This window comes from Allobosea minatitlanensis, from assembly GCF_964020775.1.
In genome coordinates this window covers 1179112-1196886 of sequence record NZ_OZ224509.1, presented here as the reverse complement: position 1 = coordinate 1196886, position 17775 = coordinate 1179112, and the positions used below count along the sequence as shown (strand labels likewise).

Sequence of the window (17775 nt, the reverse complement as noted above, 5' to 3'; positions counted from 1 at the left end):
CGGCTCAGGCGAAGTCGAGCTGCACCTTGATCGCCTTCGACTTGTCGGCGGCGAGGTCGAACGCCTCGACCGCGCGGTCGACCGGGATCGTCGCGGTCAGCAGCGGCATGAGGTCGATCGCCCCCGAGCCGATCATCGCCACCGCCCAGTCGAACTCCTCATGGAAGCGGAAGGAGCCGCGCAGGTCGAATTCCTTGGCGACGACCACGTTCATCGGCAAGGTGAACTGTCCGCCATTGCCGATCTGGACGATAGTGCCGCCGGAGCGCACCACGTCGAAGGCTCCCGTCAGCGCATGCTGGTTGCCCGAGGCCTCGAACATCACGTCGAAGGCGCCCTTCTCGGCCCCGTATTCCTCCTTCAGCCGCTCCGGCTCGGCCGCGACGTTGATCGCAGCCGTGGCACCCATCCTGCGCGCCACCGGCAGTGGTCCGTCGACGACGTTGGTCGCAACGATCTCGGCCGCGCCCGCCGCCTTCGCCGCGACCACGGTGAGCGCGCCGATCGGCCCCGCCCCCGTCACCAGCACGCGCTTGCCGAGCAGCGAGCCGGCCCGCTTCGCCGCATGCAGGCAGACCGAAAGCGGCTCGGCGAAGGCCGCCTGAGCCGCCGTCACGCCGGGGGCGACCTTGACCGCCTGCCGCTCCTCGACGACGAGCACGTCGCGGAAGCCGCCCTGCACATGGGGAAAGCGCATCGCCGAGCCATAGAACAGCATGTCGGTGCAATGCTGCTGCAGGCCCATCTGGCAGTAGCGGCAATGGCCGCAGGCGCGGCTGGGATTGACCGCGACCCGGTCGCCCGGCTTCACCCGCGAGACCTCCTCGCCGACAGCCTCGACCCGGCCGGCGATCTCATGGCCGAGGATCAGCGGCTCGCGCACCCGGATCGTGCCGAAGCCGCCATGCAGGTAATAGTGCAGGTCCGAGCCGCAGATGCCGCCGGCCTCCATCCGCACGCGCACGTCGCGCGGCCCGAGTTCCGGAGCCGTGGTCTGCTCGACGCGCAGATCCTTCTCGGCGTGGATCACGACGGCACGCATGGCGGTTTCTCCTGAAGGACGCAGACAAACGCGCTGCGCCGTTGTCTAATCGTTTGAAAGCTGCTTACCGAAACCGGCGCCCCCGGCGCAAACGAAACCGACGCCGGAGCCCGGCATTTTACGAGGATACGCCATGTCGCTGTCGCTGTTCAGCCTGGAAGGCAAGGTCGCGCTGATCACCGGCTCCGGCCAGGGCATCGGCCTGGCGCTGGCCGAGGGCCTTTCCGAAGCCGGCGCCCATGTCGTGCTGAACGGCCGCGACAAGGCCAAGCTGGAACGCGCGCGGCAGGCGCTCAGCCAGGCCGGCCGCAAGGCCTCGATCGCCGCCTTCGACGTCACCGATCACGCGGCGGTCGAAGCGGGCGTCGCCGCGATCGAGGCGGAAACCGGCCCGATCGACATCCTGATCAACAATGCCGGCATGCAGAAGCGCGCGCCGATCACCGAATTCCCGGTCGAGGGCTGGCACGCGGTGATGAACACCAATCTGCATTCGGTGTTCTACGTCACCCAGGCCGTGACGAAGCGGATGGTGCCGCGCAAGCGCGGCAAGATCGTCAATATCGGCTCGGTCCAGAGCGAGCTCGGCCGCGCCACCATCATCCCCTACACCGCGTCCAAGGGCGCGGTGAAGATGATGACGCGCGGGCTCGCCGCCGAGCTCGGCAAGCACAACATCCAGGCCAACGCCATCGGCCCCGGCTATTTTGCCACCGAGCTCAACGCGGCGCTGATGGCCGACGAGGCTTTTTCGAGCTGGGTCTGCAACCGTACGCCCGCCGGGCGCTGGGGCGACACGAAGGAGCTGGTCGGCGCCGCGATCTTCCTGTCCTCGGAGGCCTCGAACTACGTCAACGGCCATCTGCTGATGGTCGATGGCGGCTTGACCGCGGTGGTGTGAAAACCTCTTCCGGAGCGGCAGTCATCCCGGGCGGAGCGAAGCGCAGACCCGGGATCCATGCCTGAGCTTTTGCGATAAGGGCTCCGGCATGGATCCCGGATCGGCGCCGCCTCGCGGCTTGTCCGGGATGACCCGGGTTCTTGTGGAAGGCCCCCTCAGGCAGCGGCCTTCGTCACCGCCTCGACGACATCGTCGACGGCGCGCTCGACCAGGTCCCGGTCGTCGCCTTCGGCCATGACGCGGATCACCGGCTCCGTGCCGGAGGGGCGGATGACGAGGCGCCCGCTCTCGCCGAGAAGCTGCTTGGCCGCCTCGATCGCGCTCATCACGGTCTGCTGCTCGAGCGGCTTGCCGGCCTTGTAGCGCACGTTCTTGAGGATCTGCGGCAGCGGCTCGAAGCAGTGGCAGACCTCCGAGACCGGGCGGTCCATCCGCTTCACCACCGCCAGCAACTGCAGCGCCGCGACGAGCCCGTCGCCGGTCGTGCCGAAATCCGAGAGGATGATGTGGCCGGACTGCTCGCCGCCGAGGTTGAAGCCGTGGTTGCGCATATGCTCCAGCACATAGCGGTCGCCGACGGCGGTCCGCGCCAGCGTGAGGCCGAGGCCCGCCAGATAGCGCTCCAGCCCGAGATTGGACATCACCGTGGCGACGATGCCCGGCGCCGAGAGCCGGCCATCCTCCAGCCAGGAGCGCGCGATCACGGCCATGAGCTGGTCGCCGTCGACGATCTGCCCGTGCTCGTCCACCACCAGCACGCGGTCGGCGTCGCCGTCGAGCGCGATGCCGACATTGGCGCGCAGCTCCTTCACCTTCTCGACCAGCGTCGAGGGATGGGTCGAGCCGATCTCGCGGTTGATGTTGAAGCCGTCCGGATCGACGCCGATGGCGATGACCTCGGCGCCCAGCTCCCAGAGCGCCTGCGGCGCCACCTTGTAGCCGGCGCCATTGGCGCAATCGAGCACGATGCGCAGGCCCTCCAGGCTCAGATTGCGCGGCAGCGTGCGCTTGGCGAACTCGACATAGCGCGCATCGGCGCTGTCGATGCGCTTGGCCCGGCCGAGCTTCGGCGAGGCCGAGAGGCGCGGCCCGAGATCGCCGTCGATCAGCGCCTCGATCTCGCGCTCGACCTCGTCGCTGAGCTTGTAGCCGTCGGGGCCGAACAGCTTGATGCCGTTGTCCTCATAGGCGTTGTGCGAGGCCGAGATCATCACGCCGAGATCGGCCCGCATCGAGCGCGTCAGCATCGCGACGGCCGGCGTCGGCATCGGGCCGAGCAGCATCACATCCATGCCGACCGAGGTGAAGCCCGCGACCATCGCATATTCGATCATGTAGCCGGACAGCCGGGTGTCCTTGCCGATCACGACGCGATGGCGATATTCGCCGCGGTGGAAGGCGAGGCCCGTCGCCTGTCCGACCTTCAGGGCGAGGTCGGGCGTGATGACGCCGTTCGCCCGCCCCCGAATGCCGTCCGTTCCGAAATATTTGCGTGCCATATCGATCCGATCCAAGGCGAGATCCAAGCGGCGGCCCCAGGGGCGATCCGCCCGATTTTGCGCGTTTCTATAGCCAAAAGACCTTTCCGCCTTCTCACAAATTATGACGGAGCGTGACAGGGGTGCCGCGGCTTCCGTTCGATGTCCTCACGCCGTCATCCCGGGCGGAGCGAAGCGGAGACCCGGGATCCACGCCAGAGCATATCCGACGGCGGCTCAGGCATGGGTCCCGGATCGGCGCCGCTGCGCGGCTTGTCCGGGATGACGACGCGGATGTGGGAAAGGAGGAAGCTCCGGGCCAAACGAAAAAGAGCGGCCTCGCGGCCGCCCTTTCACATTCCATCCGGGCCTGCCTCAGACCTGGGGCTGCGGCTCCATGCCGGCATCCGGCTCGTCGCGCTTGCGACCCTTGCCGGCGCTCGGCACCGCCGAGCCGCGCGGAGCGTGCGGCGTGTCGTCGAGGTCGCGCGAGGGACGCTTGCCCGCGATCAGGTCGCGGATCTCCTCGCCGGTCAGCGTCTCGAATTCGAGCAGCGCCTCGGCGACCTGCACGAACTCATCATGATGCTTGGTCAGGATCTCCTTGGCGTCGCGATAGCCCTCGTCGACGAGGCGCTTGACCTCGGCGTCGATCTTCTGCGCCGTCGCCTCGGAAAGCGACTGGCTGCGGCCCATCGACATGCCCAGGAAGACCTCCTCCTGGTTGTCGCCATAGGCGACCATGCCGAGCTCGTCCGAATAGCCCATCTGCGTGACCATGGCCTTGGCCATCTTGGTCGCCTGCTGGATGTCGCCGGTGGCGCCGGAGGTGATGTTCTCCTTGCCGAAGGTGATCTCCTCCGCCACGCGCCCGCCCATGGCGACCGCGAGCTGCGAGGTGAACTCCTTGTACTTCATCGAGTAGCGGTCGCCCTCGGGCAGGAACTTGACCATGCCGAGCGCGCGGCCGCGGGGGATGATCGTCGCCTTGTGCACCGGCACGCCGGCCGGGACATAGAGGCCGACGATGGCGTGGCCCGCCTCGTGATAGGCGGTCAGCTTCTTCTCCTCCTCGGACATCGCCATCGACTTGCGCTCGGCGCCCATCATGACCTTGTCCTTGGCGTCCTCGAACTCGGCATGGGTGACCATGCGCTTGCCGCGCCGCGCCGCCAGCAGCGCCGCCTCGTTGACGAGGTTCATCAGGTCGGCGCCGGAGAAGCCGGGCGTGCCGCGGGCGAGGATCTTGAGGTCGACGTCGGGCGCCATCGGCACCTTGCGGACATGGACGCGCAGGATCTTCTCGCGGCCGGCGACATCCGGGTTCGGCACGACGATCTGACGGTCGAAGCGGCCGGGACGCAGCAGCGCCGGGTCGAGCACGTTGGGACGGTTGGTCGCGGCGATGATGATGACGCCCTCGTTCGGCTCGAAGCCGTCCATCTCGACGAGAAGCTGGTTCAGCGTCTGCTCGCGCTCGTCATTGCCGCCGCCGAGGCCGGCGCCGCGATGGCGGCCGACCGCGTCGATCTCGTCGATGAAGATGATGCAGGGCGCGTTCTTCTTGGCCTGCTCGAACATGTCGCGGACGCGGGACGCGCCGACGCCGACGAACATCTCGACGAAGTCCGAGCCCGAGATGGTGAAGAACGGCACGTTCGCCTCGCCCGCGACGGCGCGCGCCGTCAGGGTCTTGCCGGTGCCGGGCGGGCCGACCAGCAGCACGCCGCGCGGGATGCGCCCGCCCAGCCGCTGGAACTTCTGCGGATCGCGCAGGAACTCGACGATCTCCTGCAGGTCCTCCTTGGCCTCGTCGATGCCCGCGACATCCTCGAAGGTAACGCGGCCATGCGCCTCGGTCAGGAGCTTGGCCTTGGACTTGCCGAAGCCCATCGCCCGGCCGGCGCCGTTCTGCATCTGGCGGGACATGAAGATCCACAGCCCGATGAAGATGACGAAGGGCAGCGAATTGACCAGCAGCGCCATGAACCAGGGCGTGCCCTCGGAGGGGGCGCGGGCCGAGACGGTCACGCCCTTCTGCGCCAGCGTCTTCAGCAGGTTCGGATCGCCATAGGGGGCGTAGGTCACGAAGTTGCGACCGTCCGAGAAGGTGCCGGAAATCTCCTGGCCCGAGACCACGACGCTGGAGATGCGCCCGGATTCGGATTCGTTGATGAGCTGGCTATAGGGAATCTCGTTGGTGTTCGAGCGCTGGCTCGGGCTCTGGAACAGCGTCACCAGCGCCAGGACCAGCAGGAAGATCACGACCCAGAGGGCGAAATTGCGGAAGTTCGGATTCATCACCAGTCCGATCGGGCCTGCCGGGACCAACCGGAAGAGGCCTGGATTTCACTCATCAGGCAATCTAGGTGCGACGCGCCGCCTTGCCAAGGGAAACGCACGCAAAACACCGACCCTCTCGGGACTACGATGTCGCAGGGTGAACGCCGCGTCTGCGCCGTCCCTCCCGCCGCAGGGCCAGCACGCCGGCCCGGTCGAGCGCCAGGATGCAGCCGAAGAATGTCCGCCGCATGGCGGAGCCGGCGCGCAGCGCCGCCAGCAGCGCCGCCCCGCAGGCCTCCAGCCGTTCGAGCCGCCCATAGCTTTCGCCCGCCGGCGCCGCTTCGCCCAAGGCCGTAGCCAGCACCCGCAGGACGATCTCCTCCGGCTCGTCGGCAAGCTGCCGGAAGGCGAGCCGCAGGTCGCCGCCCCCTCCCGCCGGCAGGCGGCAGGCCGCCAGCACCGCGGCTGCCCGCTGCGACAAGGCTTCCTCCTGCCGCCCCATGCGCGCGGCGAGGCGGCCGAGCCGGGCGGCGTCGAGCCCCTGCTCCGCCAGAGCCGGCGCCAGCGCCCGCCAGCGCGCCCGCTCGAAGCGCGGGTCGGCATTGCTCGGGTCGCGGATGAAAGCCAGGCCCCGTGCCTGCGCGGTGGCGACGAGCCGCGCCTTCCCGAAGCCGAGGAGCGGCCGGACGATCGCGACGTCGCCCCGGCGCGTGCGCGGCTGCATGCCGGCGAGCCCGGCCGGCCCGGAGCCATGGGCGAGCCGCATCAGCAGGGTCTCGGCCTGGTCGTCCAGCGTATGCGCCGTGGCGATGGCGCTGCAGCCGCTTCGCCGGGCCTCCCCGGCCAGGAGGTCGTAGCGGGCGCGGCGGGCTGCCTCCTGGATTCCCTTCGCCGGTTTCGGCGCGGCCCAGCGCAGGACCGCATGCGGGACGCCGAGCCCGGCACAGAGCTCTCCGACCCGCTCCGCCTCGATCGCGGCTTCGGGGCGCAGCCCGTGATCGACCGTCGCGGCCCTGAGCGGCGGCCGGCCGGGCGTCCTGGCCCAATCGGCCAGCAGGGCGAGCAGCGCGACGGAATCCGGCCCGCCCGAGACGGCGACGAGCAGCCCCGCCTCGGCCGCGAGCCCGTCGAAGGCAGCGCCGGCCTCGGCGGGCGAGACAGGCGTCGCGGAAAGGTCGCGGGACGGCGCCGCGCTCAAGCGCAGCCGGAGCGGCGGCGCTCGCGGCTGACGGCGTTGCGCACCGCGCTGGAAGCCTGCGGATAGTCGACCCCGACCTTGGCGTAGGTGGCGCAGGCCTGCTCCTTGGCGCCGAGCCCGTTCAGGGCCATGCCGAGCCTGAGCAGGCTGTCGGGCGCCTTGGGCGAGCGCGGCGATTCCTTCGAGATCTTGAGGAACTGCTCGGCCGCCTCGCGGTAGCGCTGGCGCTGCATGTAGCTCTCGCCGAGCCAGTAGGTCGCCTCGACCGCGAGCCGGTCGCGCGGATAGCTCTGCAGGAACTGGCGGAAGCCCATCTCGGCCTGCTCATAGGCCCGGCGCCGCAGCGCCGCATAGGCGGCATCATAGGCTTCCTTGGCCGTGGCCGGGCCGCTCGCGGCGGCGACGCTCTGGCCGCGCGGCCCGGGCGCCACGCTGCCCTGCTGCACCGGGCGCCCGACACCCTGCAGGTCGAGCGGCTGGCCGGATGCCGGGCCGCCGGAATATTCGTCCTCGATGATGCCGGCGATGCCGCCGCCGAGCGGCTGCGGCGCGCCGGCCGAGCCCTGCTGCATCGTCGGGTCGAAGGCGTCGCTGCGGCGCTGGCGCTGCGGGGTCGCCCCGGCGGGCGGGGTGGCGGGCGGCGCGGAGCCGGCGGAGGGACGCCCGCCGCCCTTCTCGTTCAGGCGGAAATCGACGTCCTGCTGGAAGCGGCTGAGCTGGTCGGTCAGCCGCTTGTTCTCGAACTGGAGCTGCTCGATCTGGCCGGCCATCTGGCGCATCTGGTTTTCGAGCCGCGTCGTGCGCACCAGCAGGTCGGCGGCATCCTGCGCGCAGGCCGGCGCCGCGGCGCCGAACAGCCCCGCGGCGAGCGCGAGCGCGGGCCACGCCGGGCGAACGAGGAAGCGGGCGAGGGAAGAGCCAGGCATCTGAGACAAGCGGTCCTTAGCTGAAACGGGAATTGTCGCGCAGGCGAGTATAACACGCGCGCACCGCGGCCAAAATATGAACAACCTCATGCGCCGTTTGCGAAATCCGGGGAACGCCGGCGAAAACGCCTCTGGCGCTTTGCCGGGCACTTCCCTACATTGGCGAAGCGGGGCTGCCTGGTGCGTGAGAGACAGCATTCCCCGGGCCCATACGACTCCCTAGGGAGCTGTCCCTGACCGGATCCATCGGAACCGGACACACGGCGCCCACCTACTTTAGTAGGTGTCCCGGGATTCAAAACTCCACGGCCGAGGTGGCTCCGCAGCCCTGATGACGACGATGCACGACACGCAGGTTACGCCCTCCCCGCGAAAGGCGGCGCTGCGCACGGCGTCGCTCGCCCGCCGCGACGCGCTGGAGATCGACGACCGGCTCGAATGGGATCCCGGGATCGCCGCGCAGGCGCTCGCCTTGCCGGCGTGGGACGGCGCCTCCGGCCCGGTCTCGGCCTATTGGCCGATGCGCTCCGAGGCCGATCCCCGCCCGATCCTCGAGGAGCTGCACCGGCGCGGCCTGCCGCTCTGCCTGCCGGCCATCGTCGCGAAGCGCATGATCTTCCGCCGCTGGGCTCCCTATGAGCCGATCGTCCCGGGCGGCTTCGGCACGCTCGTCCCGGCGCCGGACCAGCCCGAGATCGCGCCGCGCATCCTGATCGTCCCGCTCGCCGCCTTCGACCGGCGCGGCTACCGCATCGGCTACGGCAAGGGCTATTACGACCGGGCCCTCTCCGCGCTCGGCCCGACGATCAGCATCGGCATCGCCTATGCGGCGCAGGAGGTCGAGGCGGTGCCCGACGAGCCGCATGACCGGCGCCTCGACTGGATCGTCACGGAACGCGAAACCATCCGCTGCGGTTGATTCCCGCGCTCCTTCGCGCGAGGGAGAAAGCTTTACAGCTCGCGGACCGGTTTCATGCGTCTTCTCTTCCTCGGTGACATCGTCGGCCGCCCCGGCCGGATCGCGGTTCAGGAGCGCCTGCCTGCGTTGCGCGAGGCCTGGAAGCTCGACTGCGTCGTCATCAACGGCGAGAACGCGGCCGGCGGCTTCGGCATCACCGAGGCGATCTGCGACGAGATCCTCGCCGCCGGCGCCGATGTCGTCACCCTCGGCAACCATTCCTGGGACCAGCGCGAGGCGCTGGTCTTCATCGAGCGGCAGGACCGGCTGATCCGCCCGGCCAACTACCCGCCCGGCACGTCCGGCCGCGGCGCCGCCGTGATCGAAGCGCGCAACGGCGCCCGCGTCCTCGTCGTCAACGTCATGGGCCGGCTGTTCATGGACCCGCTCGACGACCCCTTCGCGGCGGTCGAGCGCGAGCTCGCCGCCTGCCCGCTCGGCGAGGTCGCCGATGCCGTCATCGTCGACGTCCATGCCGAGGCGACCAGCGAGAAGCAGGCCATGGCCTATTTCCTCGACGGCCGCGCCAGCCTCGTCGTCGGCACGCACACCCACGCGCCGACCTCCGACACGCGCATCCTGCCCGGCGGCACCGCCTTCCAGTCCGATGCCGGCATGTGCGGCGACTACGATTCCGTGCTCGGCATGCAGAAGGACGAGCCGGTGCGCCGCTTCCTCCAGAAGGTGCCGGGCGCCCGGCTGGAGCCGTCGACGGGCGAAGGCACGCTGTCGGGCGTCGCCGTCGAGATCGACGACGCGACCGGCCTGGCGAAGGCGGTCTGGGCGGTGCGCATCGGCCCGCATCTCAGCCAGGCGGTGCCGGAAGCCTGGCTGTCCTGACGCGCTCCGGCGCGCGCGGCGCTTGCGCGCGGGCGGAGGCGGCGCCTATAAGGCCGCCTTCCAGCGCTTTCCGCCGCAACCTTTGAAGGTAACGAGCTCCCATGGCCGGCCATTCACAGTTCAAGAACATCATGCACCGCAAGGGCAAGCAGGATGCGGTGCGCTCCAAGCTGTTCTCGAAACTGGCCCGCGAGATCACCGTCGCCGCCAAGATGGGCATGCCCGACATCAACATGAATCCGCGCCTGCGCATGGCGGTGCTCGCCGCGCGCGCCGAGAACATGCCCAAGGACAACATCCAGCGCGCCATCAACAAGGCGGCCGGCGGCGAGGGCGAGAACTACGACGAGGTCCGCTACGAGGGCTACGGCCCGGGCGGCGCCGCCGTCATCGTCGAGGCCCTGACCGACAACCGCAACCGCACGGCGTCCGCGGTGCGCTCCTACTTCACCAAGGCGGGCGGCGCGCTCGGCGAGAGCAACTCCGTCTCCTTCATGTTCAACCGCGTCGGCGAGATCGCCTATCCGCCCGAAGCGGGCGACGCCGACACGGTGATGGAAGCGGCGATCGAGGCCGGCGCCGACGACGTGATCTCGGACGAGAACGGCCACACCATCCTCTGCGCCTTCGACAGCCTGAACGAGGTTTCCAAGGCGCTGGAAGCGTCGCTCGGCGCCCCGGCCTCGGCCAAGCCCGTCTGGCGGCCGACCACCACCGCCCCGCTCGACGAGGACAAGGCCGCCTCGATGATGCGGTTGATGGAGGCGCTCGACAACGACGACGACGTCCAGAACGTCTTCGCCAATTTCGAGATCGCCGACGAGATCATGGCCAAGCTCAGCGCCTGATTGCAGCCGCTTCCAGCATTGCGAGCCAAGCGAGGCAATCCAGGGGGCGTAGAGCTCTGCCGCCCCCGGATCGCTTCGTCGCTTCGCGCCTCGCAATGAGGGCGGGAAACACTCACCGCCCCAGCAGCCCGTCCCAGAGCGGCAGGCTGCTCAGCGCGCTGAGGAAGATCAGCAGATAGGCGCCGCGCCGGAAGCTCGCCTCCGAGGCGAGCCGGAAGCCATGCGTGCCGGCCCAGAGCCCCGCGCCGTAGATCGCGAAGAGCGGCACTGCCATCGCCAGCCCGCTTGGCGTCAGGATGCCCTTCCACCACAGGATCGCGCCACCGATCAGCGTCGAGACGCCGAAGAAGGCCTGCATGTTCGCCCGCGTCTTGTGGCGGTCGTTGCGCTGCGCGCCGAGCCAGAACACCGCGAGCGGCATGCCGCCGATCGAGGCCATGCCGTTGCACAGCCCCGAGAGCGCGCCGACCCCGAGCGAGAGCGCCACGCCCGGGCGCCCGTGATAGCGCCAGCCCGAGGCCATCAGCGCCACCGCGGCGAGGACCAGCAGCGCCAGGATCCAGCGCATCGTCGCGCGGTCGAGCCAGGTCAGCAGCCAGATCCCGGCCGGCAGCGCCAGCGTCGCCGTCAGCAGCAGCGGCAGGATCTCGCTCCATTCCGCCCGCCTGGCGCTGCGCGCCGCGATCGGCAGGGCGAAGGGCAGGTCGATGAACCAGATCAGCCCCAGCGCCGCGACCGGCCCGAGCACCACCGAGGCCAGCGGCATGAACACCATGGCGAAGCCGAAGCCGGTGAAGCCGCGCACCAGCCCGCCGATCAGCGTCGCTCCCAGCAGCACGGCGATCGCGTCGGCCGTGAGGCCCGGCATGAAGGCGGAAAGGCTGAGCGGCATGGTCCCGGCGCGGCGAAAGCTGATCCGGCGCAGCATGCCCGCAGCCCCGCGACAAGAACAGCCTTCCTTTTCGATGGCGCCGATGAGGGGAATTCATCTCCGCCGCGGTTCCGCGCGGGACAAATCCGAAACATCCGCTAGGTTGAGCGCGTCATGGCACCCGCGATTCGCATCCTCGGCATCGACCCCGGCCTTCGGAAGACCGGCTGGGGCGTCATCGTCTCGGAAGGCAGCAAGCTCTCCTTCCTCGCCTGCGGCTGCGTCGAGAGCGCCGGCGGCCTCTCGCTCGGCGAGCGCCTGCGCCAGCTCCATGAGGGGATCGGCAAGGTGATCTGCGCCTATGAGCCGCATGAGGCGGCCGTCGAGGAGACCTTCGTCAACCGCGACCCGCAATCGGCGCTGAAGCTCGGCCAGGCCCGCGGCATCGCCCTGGTGGTGCCGTCGCTGGCGGGGCTGAGCGTCGCGGAATACGCCGCGAACCTGGTCAAGAAGACGGTGGTCGGCGTCGGCCACGCCGACAAGAAGCAGATCCAGGCGATGATCCGCGTATTGCTGCCCCGGGCCGAGGCGACCTCCGCCGATGCGGCCGATGCGCTGGCGGTCGCGATCTGCCATGCCCAGCATCGCGGCATGAGGGCGCTGGTCGCGCAGATGCGCGCGGCGGGCTGACGGGGCGATGCGCGACAGCCGACCCTCGCGAAATTGCGGTGATCCTACACATGGACAGGCCGTCCCGGACGGATCGAAGCGGAGATCCGGGATCCATGCCTGACCCTATTTCGGCTGCGCTCCGGCATGGATCCCGGGTCACGCCCGGGACGACAGGGGAAGATTGTCGATGATCGGCAAGCTCAAGGGAGTGATCGACTCCTATGGCGAGGACCACGTCATCATCGACGTGCAGGGGGTCGGCTATGTCGTGCAGTGCTCGGCGCGCACGCTCCAGCGCCTGCCCAAGCCCGGCGAGGCCGCGGCGCTCTCGATCGAGACCCATGTCCGCGAGGATGCGATCCGTCTTTACGGCTTCCTGTCCGATGTCGAGCGCGACTGGTTCCGGCTGATGCAGGTGGTGCAGGGCGTCGGCGCCAAGGTGGCGCTCGCCATCCTCTCGACGCTCGACCCCGGCGGGCTCGCCACCGCCATCGCCACCAACGACAAGGCGGCGATCGCGCGCGCGCCCGGCGTCGGGCCGAAGCTGGCGCAGCGCCTCTGCGCCGAGCTCAAGGACAAGGCGCCGGCCTTCGGCCATGTCGATCCCAGCCTCGCCCAGCTCTCCGGCGCGCTGGAAGACAGAAAGCTGCCCCAGCCCGTGGCCGACGCCATCTCGGCGCTCGCCAATCTCGGCTATCCGCAGGCGCAGGCGGTCGCGGCCGTCGCCGCGGCGGCCAAGGCGGCGGGCGACGGCGCCGGCACGGCCCAGCTCATCAGGCTCGGCCTCAAGGAACTGTCGAAATGAGCCCCGCCGGCAGCACGCCGGACGACCTCGAGCTGCGCGTCGTCACCGACAAGGGCGAATTGCTGGAGATCATGCTGGCCGCCTGGGGCTCGCACAGCATGATGATCGGCCTGCATGTCTACGACGTCGCCGAGATCAACGCGCTCGGCCTCTACGAGCCGGGCGGACGCACCGCCGCTCTGGCGAGCTGGACCCTCCGCGGCGACACCGCCTATCTCTGCGCCCTGCATTCGCTCAGGCCCGGCGAAGGCGTGGCGATCCGCATGCTCGACGCCGTGGTCGCGGCGGCGCGGGCGGCGGGCGCGACCCGCCTCAAGGCGATGACGACCAACGACAACATGCCGGGCCTCGTCTTCTACCAGCGCCGCGGCTTCCGCCTCTCGGGGCTTTATCTGGAAGCCATCGACGCTTATCGCTCCGTGGTGCCGACCATCATCAAGACGGGATACAAGGACATTCCGATCCACGACGCCATCGAGCTGGAGATCGCGCTGTGAGCGATCCGAAACGCTCCGGACTGATGACCGCCGAGCGCCGCGACGACGACAGCGAATTGTCGCTGCGCCCGCTTTCGCTCGCCGACTTCACCGGCCAGGCGGCGGCGCGCGCGAATCTCCAGGTTTTCATCGAGGCTGCCAAAAGCCGCGGCGACGCGCTCGACCATGTCCTCTTCGTCGGCCCGCCGGGGCTGGGCAAGACGACGCTGGCGCAGATCGTGGCCCGCGAGCTCGGCGTCAATTTCCGCTCGACCTCCGGCCCGGTGATCGCCAAGGCCGGCGATCTCGCCGCCCAGCTCACCAATCTCGAGGAGCGCGACGTGCTCTTCATCGACGAGATCCACCGCCTCAACCCGGCGGTGGAGGAGATCCTCTATCCGGCGATGGAGGACTACCAGCTCGACCTGATCATCGGCGAGGGGCCGGCGGCGCGCTCGGTCAAGATCGACCTGCCCAAGTTCACCCTGGTCGGCGCCACCACCCGCGCCGGCCTGCTGACCACGCCCTTGCGCGACCGCTTCGGCATCCCGGTCCGACTGCAATTCTACACGGTCGAGGAATTGCAGGGCATCGTCGCGCGCGGCGCCCGCGTGCTCGGCGTGCCGATGTCCGAGGACGGCGCCAACGAGATCGCCCGCCGGTCGCGCGGCACGCCGCGCATCGCCGGCCGGCTGCTCCGGCGCGTGCGCGATTTCGCCATCGTCGACGCCGATCCGATCATCACCCGCCAGGTCGCCGACAAGGCGCTCTCCCTGCTCGACGTCGACGCCATCGGCCTCGACCAGATGGACCGGCGCTACCTCACCACGGTCGCGGTCAATTTCGGCGGCGGCCCGGTCGGCATCGAGACCATCGCCGCCTCGCTCTCGGAGCCGCGCGACGCGATCGAGGAGATCATCGAGCCCTTCCTGCTGCAGCAGGGCTTCATCCAGCGCACGCCGCGCGGGCGATTGCTGACGCCGCACGCCTTCCGCCATCTCGGCATGCCCGAGCCCTCGCGCGAGACGGCGCAGTTCGGGCTGTTCGGGGAAGAGGACGAGGGCTAGGTTTCGTGGACAGTTATTTGAGCCATAGGACGGTTGCGGCGAGGGTGACGACGGCGAGGTAGTGTCTGGCAGTTTTCTCGAACCGGGTGGCGACGCGGCGGAACTGTTTGAGTTTAGAGAAACAGCACTCGATCAGGTGGCGTTGGGCGTAGAGGTGCTTGTCGATCGGGTACCTGCGGGCACGCGACGGGTTGTTGGGGATCACGGCCACGGCTCCCTTGCGGGCGATGGCCTGACGCAGGCGGTCGCTGTCATAGGCGGCATCGGCCATGATGACTGCGGCAGGCAAGCCTTCGATCAGGGCATCGGCCTGTGGGGCATCTCCCTTCTGGCCGGCCGTGAGTGCGAAGCGGACCGGACAGCCGAGACCGCGCACGGCCATGTGGATTTTGGTGCTCAGGCCGCCACGGGAGCGGCCAAGAGCCTGATCTTCAGCCCCTTTTTTGCGCCCGAGGCGTGTTGATGGGCGCGGATGATGGTGGAGTCGACGATCAGGTATTCGAAGTCCGGATCGTCCGACATCGCCGCGAAGATGCGCCACCAGACGCCCTTATGGCTCCAGCGGCTGAAGCGGCGGAAGACGCTGTTCCAGTCACCGAACGCCTCGGGTAGATCGCGCCAAGGCGAGCCGGTTCGCACGATCCACAACACCGCCTCGACGAACATGCGATTGTCGCGGCCAGACGAGCCGCGCGTCCGCTCGTCGCCGATGATGTGGACCGACATCCGCTCCCACTGATCGTCCCGAAGAATCAGACGGTCCAGAACGCCCATGGCTGCCTCCAAAAGACAGCCTTGAATCACGCCTCATCAGTCTTGGGAATCCCAAGAGTCCACACTTCCTAGCGCATCGGACTGAATAGCGTACGGGGCACGTCAACCGCCATTCCGGTTCCGTCTTTCCGATGCAGCGGCCTTTAGCGGCGGGCGATCTTCGCCCGCATCAGCGCCGGGCGGGCGCCGGCATCGTTGAGCGCGCCGGACTTCGCCGCCTTCGGATTCTCGACCGCCTGCATGCCCTTGCCGGCGTTGCGGCTCGCCGGGCGCTTCGGCTTGTCCCGGCCCTGCTTGAGGGCGAGCGCCTTGCGCGCGAGGCTGCGCTGGCTGGGGGCGCGCAATTTCTCGGCCCGGCGCGTCTGCTCGGCGCCGACGCGCTTCAGCGCCACGGTCAGCGCATCGGCCTTGGCCTTGGTGCCGCGGTTGTCCGAGGCCGGCCGCGCGCCCTGGGGCGCCGCCTTGCCGCGGAACTCCCGGCGCTGCTGGCGCGCGAGATCGCGGGCGCGGTTGCGCCGCTCGCGCAGGGTCCGGGCGAGATCGCGCAGATCCCCGTCGCTCTCCCCGGCGAGCTTGCCGCGCCGGGTCCGCCCGACGAGATCGAGCTCGCCCTTGTCGAGAAGCCGCGTGAGTGCCTTGGCCGATAGCGACATGGATGCCTCCCTCGTGCTGCTGTCCGCCTCTCGACTATGCTTTCGGCGCCGTTTTGTTCCCGAGACGATTTGCCCGCAGGCCCTGCCGCCTATATTCCGGCCGCCATGAGCAGCCCCCATCGGATCGCCGTCCGCGTCTATTACGAGGACACCGACTTCTCCGGCGTCGTCTATCACGCCTCCTATCTGCGCTTCATGGAGCGCGGGCGCACCGAGCTGATCCGCGCGCTCGGCGTCGAGCAGCGCGAGCTCTTCGACGGCGAGACGGCGCTGGGCTTCGCCGTCCGCAAGATGACGATCGACTTCCTGCGCCCGGCCGTGATGGACGACCTGCTGACCGTCGAGACCCGCTGCACCGAGGCGCGCGGCGCCACCATGGACCTGGAGCAGCGCGTGCTGCGCGGCGAGGAGGTGCTGATCACCGCCGCGGTCAAGGTCGCCTGCGTCGGCGGCGGCAGGGCGCGCCGCATCCCGGACGGGCTGCGCAAGCGGCTGATGCTCGACGATTGAGGCCGAGGCGGCCGCGGCCGCCTCGACACGACCGTGTGAAGATCGCCATCGACGCCGGGCTCGGCCGCATGTTAGCGCTCCTCACATGAGCTGGAAGCGCGCCCGCCCCGAAACGCCCCGCGGCTATCACCACGGCAACCTCAAGGAGGAGCTGGTGAAGGCCGCGCTCGGGCTGATCGGCGAGAAGGGGCCGAACGGCTTCACCTTCGCCGAGGCCGCGCGCATGGCCGGCGTCAGCCCCGCCGCCCCCTATCGCCATTTCCGCGACCGCGACGAATTGCTGGCCGATGTCGCGGCGCGCGGCTTCGAGGCCTTCGAGGCGGCGCTCTCGCGCGCCTGGGACCAGGGCCGCCCCGACCCGGAGACGGCGTTCCACCGGCTCGGCCGCGCCTATCTCGCCTTCGCCCATGACGAGCCGGCCTATTACTCCGCGATGTTCGAGGCCGGTGTGCCGCTCGACGCCAGCCCCGGCCTGCGCGCCGCCGCCGACCGCGCCTTCGCCACGCTGCGCCAGGCGGCCGAGGCGCTGATCGCCCGGCTGCCGGCGAACAGGCGCCCGCCCGCCCTGATGATGGCGCTGCATGTCTGGGCGATGTCGCACGGCATCGCCGCCCTCTTCGGCCGCGCCGATGGCGGGCGGCGCCCGCTGCCGATGTCGGCGGCCGAGCTGCTCGAGGCCGGCATGCTGATCTATCTCCAGGGCCTCGGAATCGGCCCGGAAAGCGCGCCCCCGCCGGCAGGCTGACGATTTTCCGGGGCGCCGTCCTTGACAAGAAGCGGCGTCGCGCGCATCTATGTAAATGTGTTTTACATTCACGCCATCTGACGCGGAGGAGGACAATGCCGCTCGTCGCCAAGCTTGACGAATATGGGAAGGGAGCCTGGATCGCCTTCGCGGTGCTCGGCTTCATCGTGTGGTGGCCTCTGGGTCTGGCGACCCTGGCCTTTCTTTTCGGGAGTGGACGTATGGGTTGTGGCTCGCATTGGGATCGCTACGAGCACCGGATGAGCCGTCTTCAGGACAAGATGGACCGCATGCGGGAGCGCATGGCGGGCCGCGAGGGCCGCGGTTTCGGCGGCGGCTTCGGCGGCTGGGGCCGCGAGCCTTCCAGCGGCAACCGCGCCTTCGACGAGTACCGCGCCGAGACGCTGCGCCGGCTCGAGGAGGAGCAGCGCGAGTTCCACGACTTCCTCGGCCGCCTGCGCATGGCCCGCGACAAGGCCGAGTTCGACCAGTTCATGGCCGAGCGCCGCAATCAGCCGCCGGCCACGCCCCCGGCCCAGCCCGACGCGGCCTGACGCGGCGGCGCCTTCCGCAATCTGCGCGCGAAACCAGCCCACCCCGGGCAACCGGGGCGGGCTTTCTGTCGTCTTCGGCCGCTGCGGAAGGCGCCGGCGAGGCCCCATATACCCGACATTAACCTTGCCGGGGGCTTAACTCGATCCGAAGCATGCGTTTCGTGGGAAACCCCG

The 17775-nt window shown here is 69.5% G+C and carries 19 protein-coding genes and 1 other RNA gene; 12 read left to right on the top strand and 8 right to left on the bottom strand.

All coding sequences use genetic code 11. The features are described from left to right. Positions 1 to 4 precede the first annotated feature (4 nt). Positions 5 to 1042, bottom strand: coding sequence for an L-idonate 5-dehydrogenase (locus ACWH43_RS05710; RefSeq protein ID WP_448153417.1), 1038 nt, complete (start codon positions 1040 to 1042; stop codon positions 5 to 7). Between the two features lie 133 nt (positions 1043 to 1175). Between ACWH43_RS05710 and ACWH43_RS05705 the strand changes: the two genes are divergently transcribed. Then, positions 1176 to 1943, top strand: a complete 768-nt coding sequence (locus ACWH43_RS05705) for an SDR family NAD(P)-dependent oxidoreductase (protein WP_158443590.1) — start codon at positions 1176 to 1178, stop codon at positions 1941 to 1943. Between the two features lie 155 nt (positions 1944 to 2098). Here the strand turns inward: ACWH43_RS05705 and glmM are convergent, their stop codons facing one another. The 4 genes from glmM to ybgF all read right to left on the bottom strand — a co-directional run bounded on the left by glmM (position 2099) and on the right by ybgF (position 7828). Next, positions 2099 to 3442 carry a phosphoglucosamine mutase gene (glmM, locus tag ACWH43_RS05700; RefSeq protein ID WP_448153416.1) on the bottom strand — a complete coding sequence of 448 codons (1344 nt, stop codon included), beginning with the start codon at positions 3440 to 3442 and terminating at the stop codon, positions 2099 to 2101. A gap of 354 nt (positions 3443 to 3796) precedes the next feature. After that, on the bottom strand, positions 3797 to 5722 hold the full coding sequence (ftsH, locus tag ACWH43_RS05695; protein ID WP_448153415.1) for an ATP-dependent zinc metalloprotease FtsH: 1926 nt from the start codon (positions 5720 to 5722) through the stop codon (positions 3797 to 3799). 124 nt (positions 5723 to 5846) lie between these two features. Next, positions 5847 to 6902: a tRNA lysidine(34) synthetase TilS gene (tilS, locus tag ACWH43_RS05690; protein ID WP_158448352.1), complete on the bottom strand. Its 1056-nt coding sequence runs from the start codon at positions 6900 to 6902 to the stop codon at positions 5847 to 5849. Further along, complete coding sequence (gene ybgF, locus ACWH43_RS05685) at positions 6899 to 7828, bottom strand: tol-pal system protein YbgF (RefSeq protein ID WP_158471822.1); 930 nt, start codon at positions 7826 to 7828, stop codon at positions 6899 to 6901. Before ybgF ends, tilS begins: the two co-directional genes overlap by 4 nt. Positions 7829 to 7995: 167 nt before the next feature. Between ybgF and ssrS the strand changes: the two genes are divergently transcribed. From ssrS to ACWH43_RS05665, 4 genes are all read left to right on the top strand, one after another. Beyond that, positions 7996 to 8153, top strand: a non-coding RNA gene (ssrS, locus tag ACWH43_RS05680) — 6S RNA. A gap of 6 nt (positions 8154 to 8159) precedes the next feature. Beyond that, complete coding sequence (locus ACWH43_RS05675; RefSeq protein ID WP_260349548.1) at positions 8160 to 8747, top strand: 5-formyltetrahydrofolate cyclo-ligase; 588 nt, start codon at positions 8160 to 8162, stop codon at positions 8745 to 8747. 54 nt (positions 8748 to 8801) lie between these two features. Then, positions 8802 to 9626: a TIGR00282 family metallophosphoesterase gene (locus tag ACWH43_RS05670; RefSeq protein ID WP_158448433.1), complete on the top strand. Its 825-nt coding sequence runs from the start codon at positions 8802 to 8804 to the stop codon at positions 9624 to 9626. A gap of 101 nt (positions 9627 to 9727) precedes the next feature. Beyond that, positions 9728 to 10474 carry a YebC/PmpR family DNA-binding transcriptional regulator gene (locus tag ACWH43_RS05665; protein ID WP_158448434.1) on the top strand — a complete coding sequence of 249 codons (747 nt, stop codon included), beginning with the start codon at positions 9728 to 9730 and terminating at the stop codon, positions 10472 to 10474. 112 nt (positions 10475 to 10586) lie between these two features. Here ACWH43_RS05665 and ACWH43_RS05660 read toward each other — a convergent pair whose 3' ends face one another. Next, positions 10587 to 11402 (bottom strand): sulfite exporter TauE/SafE family protein, encoded by an 816-nt coding sequence (locus ACWH43_RS05660; protein WP_158448435.1) that lies wholly within the window; start codon positions 11400 to 11402, stop codon positions 10587 to 10589. 117 nt (positions 11403 to 11519) lie between these two features. On the opposite strand from ACWH43_RS05660, the gene ruvC reads away from it, so the two are divergent. The 4 genes from ruvC (at position 11520) to ruvB (ending at position 14365) form a co-directional block, all read left to right on the top strand. Next, entirely contained in the window at positions 11520 to 12035 is a 516-nt protein-coding gene (ruvC, locus tag ACWH43_RS05655; RefSeq protein WP_158448436.1) for a crossover junction endodeoxyribonuclease RuvC, read from the top strand. A gap of 169 nt (positions 12036 to 12204) precedes the next feature. Beyond that, positions 12205 to 12822, top strand: coding sequence for a Holliday junction branch migration protein RuvA (gene ruvA, locus ACWH43_RS05650; RefSeq protein ID WP_158448437.1), 618 nt, complete (start codon positions 12205 to 12207; stop codon positions 12820 to 12822). After that, a complete protein-coding gene (locus ACWH43_RS05645; protein ID WP_158448438.1) occupies positions 12819 to 13319 on the top strand; it encodes a GNAT family N-acetyltransferase in 501 nt (166 codons plus the stop codon). Before ruvA ends, ACWH43_RS05645 begins: the two co-directional genes overlap by 4 nt. Positions 13320 to 13342: 23 nt before the next feature. Next, on the top strand, positions 13343 to 14365 hold the full coding sequence (gene ruvB, locus ACWH43_RS05640) for a Holliday junction branch migration DNA helicase RuvB (RefSeq protein WP_448153658.1): 1023 nt from the start codon (positions 13343 to 13345) through the stop codon (positions 14363 to 14365). 13 nt (positions 14366 to 14378) lie between these two features. Here the strand turns inward: ruvB and ACWH43_RS05635 are convergent. Next, a protein-coding gene (locus tag ACWH43_RS05635) for an IS5 family transposase (RefSeq protein WP_158444027.1) occupies positions 14379 to 15139 on the bottom strand; the annotation gives its coding sequence in 2 pieces (ribosomal slippage) (positions 14379 to 14812 and positions 14812 to 15139; 762 coding nt in all). A gap of 143 nt (positions 15140 to 15282) precedes the next feature. Next, a complete protein-coding gene (locus tag ACWH43_RS05630) occupies positions 15283 to 15792 on the bottom strand; it encodes a hypothetical protein (RefSeq protein ID WP_158448409.1) in 510 nt (169 codons plus the stop codon). A 105-nt stretch (positions 15793 to 15897) separates the two neighbouring features. Between ACWH43_RS05630 and ybgC the strand changes: the two genes are divergently transcribed. From ybgC to ACWH43_RS05615, 3 genes are all read left to right on the top strand, one after another. Beyond that, entirely contained in the window at positions 15898 to 16302 is a 405-nt protein-coding gene (gene ybgC / locus ACWH43_RS05625; RefSeq protein ID WP_158448408.1) for a tol-pal system-associated acyl-CoA thioesterase, read from the top strand. Between the two features lie 85 nt (positions 16303 to 16387). After that, entirely contained in the window at positions 16388 to 17047 is a 660-nt protein-coding gene (locus ACWH43_RS05620) for a TetR/AcrR family transcriptional regulator (RefSeq protein WP_158448407.1), read from the top strand. A gap of 95 nt (positions 17048 to 17142) precedes the next feature. Further along, a complete protein-coding gene (locus ACWH43_RS05615; protein ID WP_158448406.1) occupies positions 17143 to 17601 on the top strand; it encodes a DUF2852 domain-containing protein in 459 nt (152 codons plus the stop codon). Positions 17602 to 17775 lie beyond the last annotated feature (174 nt).

Excerpts from the sequence above, each read along its gene's own strand:
- ACWH43_RS05645 (WP_158448438.1), top strand. The coding sequence starts at position 12,819 with ATGAGCCCCGCCGGCAGCACGCCGGACGACCTCGAGCTGCGCGTCGTC.
- ACWH43_RS05705 (WP_158443590.1), top strand. The coding sequence starts at position 1,176 with ATGTCGCTGTCGCTGTTCAGCCTGGAAGGCAAGGTCGCGCTGATCACC.
- ruvA (WP_158448437.1), top strand. The coding sequence starts at position 12,205 with ATGATCGGCAAGCTCAAGGGAGTGATCGACTCCTATGGCGAGGACCAC.
- ACWH43_RS05620 (WP_158448407.1), top strand. The coding sequence starts at position 16,388 with ATGAGCTGGAAGCGCGCCCGCCCCGAAACGCCCCGCGGCTATCACCAC.
- ybgC (WP_158448408.1), top strand. The coding sequence starts at position 15,898 with ATGAGCAGCCCCCATCGGATCGCCGTCCGCGTCTATTACGAGGACACC.
- ACWH43_RS05630 (WP_158448409.1), bottom strand. The coding sequence starts at position 15,792 with ATGTCGCTATCGGCCAAGGCACTCACGCGGCTTCTCGACAAGGGCGAG.
- ACWH43_RS05670 (WP_158448433.1), top strand. The coding sequence starts at position 8,802 with ATGCGTCTTCTCTTCCTCGGTGACATCGTCGGCCGCCCCGGCCGGATC.
- ftsH (WP_448153415.1), bottom strand. The coding sequence starts at position 5,722 with ATGAATCCGAACTTCCGCAATTTCGCCCTCTGGGTCGTGATCTTCCTG.
- ACWH43_RS05660 (WP_158448435.1), bottom strand. The coding sequence starts at position 11,402 with ATGCTGCGCCGGATCAGCTTTCGCCGCGCCGGGACCATGCCGCTCAGC.
- ACWH43_RS05710 (WP_448153417.1), bottom strand. The coding sequence starts at position 1,042 with ATGCGTGCCGTCGTGATCCACGCCGAGAAGGATCTGCGCGTCGAGCAG.
- ACWH43_RS05615 (WP_158448406.1), top strand. The coding sequence starts at position 17,143 with ATGCCGCTCGTCGCCAAGCTTGACGAATATGGGAAGGGAGCCTGGATC.
- glmM (WP_448153416.1), bottom strand. The coding sequence starts at position 3,442 with ATGGCACGCAAATATTTCGGAACGGACGGCATTCGGGGGCGGGCGAAC.
- ybgF (WP_158471822.1), bottom strand. The coding sequence starts at position 7,828 with ATGCCTGGCTCTTCCCTCGCCCGCTTCCTCGTTCGCCCGGCGTGGCCC.
- ACWH43_RS05675 (WP_260349548.1), top strand. The coding sequence starts at position 8,160 with ATGACGACGATGCACGACACGCAGGTTACGCCCTCCCCGCGAAAGGCG.
- ruvC (WP_158448436.1), top strand. The coding sequence starts at position 11,520 with ATGGCACCCGCGATTCGCATCCTCGGCATCGACCCCGGCCTTCGGAAG.
- ACWH43_RS05665 (WP_158448434.1), top strand. The coding sequence starts at position 9,728 with ATGGCCGGCCATTCACAGTTCAAGAACATCATGCACCGCAAGGGCAAG.
- ruvB (WP_448153658.1), top strand. The coding sequence starts at position 13,343 with ATGACCGCCGAGCGCCGCGACGACGACAGCGAATTGTCGCTGCGCCCG.